This is a genomic window from Streptomyces sp. NPDC111744, assembly GCF_055634995.1.
Genome location: NZ_JBVKCG010000084.1, coordinates 1 through 1,153, shown reverse-complemented (window position 1 = coordinate 1,153; position 1,153 = coordinate 1). Strand labels below are relative to the sequence as shown.

The 1,153-nt window shown below is 65.1% G+C and carries 1 protein-coding gene; it reads left to right on the top strand.

All coding sequences use genetic code 11. The annotated features are described in order from the left end of the window. A partial coding sequence (locus ACZ7OO_RS44110) for an IS701 family transposase (protein ID WP_471513018.1) occupies window positions 1-981 on the top strand: 981 nt, incomplete at its 5' end. Between the last annotated feature and the right edge of the window lie 172 nt (window positions 982-1,153).

Genomic DNA, 1,153 nt, shown 5'->3' with positions numbered 1-1,153 from the left:
CAACGGTTCTTGAACCTCACCCCTTGGAGCGCGGTTCTGATGCGGGACCTGGTCCGCGACTACGCCATGGAACGCTTCGCGGATCCCCGAGGCGTGCTGATCGCCGACCCCACCGGGTTCGAGAAGAAGGGCATCAAATCCGCCGGGGTCCAGCGGCAGTATTCCGGCACCCTCGGACGTGTCGATAATTGTCAGATCGGGACGTTCCTGGCCTACGCCAACCGTCGTGGCGACCGTGTACTGATCGACCGGGAGCTCTACCTGCCCAAGGATTCCTGGGCCGTCGACTTCGAACGCCGCCGCGAGGCCGGGATCCCGGACGAGGTGGCCTTCCGCACCCGTCCGCAGCAGGTCCAGGCCATGATCGACCGTGCCGTGGCGGCCGGGGTGCCGTTTTCGTGGTTCGTCGCGGACGAGGAGTTCGGCCAGAACAGAATCCTGCGCAGGCACCTGGAAGCAGAGGGCATTGCCTACTGCATGGCTGTTCCGAAATCCACCGACGTGAACACCGCGGGCATCACCACCAACCCCGACACCCCGACCCGGCTGGACAACCTGGCATCACACCTGCGACCGGGGGACTTCTCCCGGCGCGCCTGCGGGATCGGAGCGAAAGGATTCCGCACCTACGACTGGGCCGTAATCGCCGGACGGGACGGGCGTCAGTACGTCGTCCGCCGCACCATCGCGGATGGGGAGATCGCCTACTTCCACTGCTACAACCCACGCGGGGAATCGCTGTCGGAACTGGTTGCGGTCATCGGATTGCGCTGGCCGATCGAGGAGTGTTTCGAGGCAGCCAAGCAGCAGGCCGGGCTGGACAACTACCAGGTACGCAAATACGACGCCTGGCATCGCCATATCACCATGGCCATGCTGGCGTTGGTGTTCCTGGCCACGATGGCCCGAACCCCGCAAAAGGGGGCTCTTCAAACGTGGGCGGTGACCGCGGGCCGCGAACACGGCGGCTCGCGGCCCTGACTGTCGCCGAGGTCCGGCGGCTGTTCAACCTGATCGGCTTGACTCGCATCGCCATCGCCCAGGGACTTCGCTGGTCGATCTGGCGGCGCGCGCATCAGGCGGAGGCACGACGCCACCATTTCCGAAGGCGGCTAAGGCTCCAGATGATCCAGATCTAGCCCTGTAGTACTAG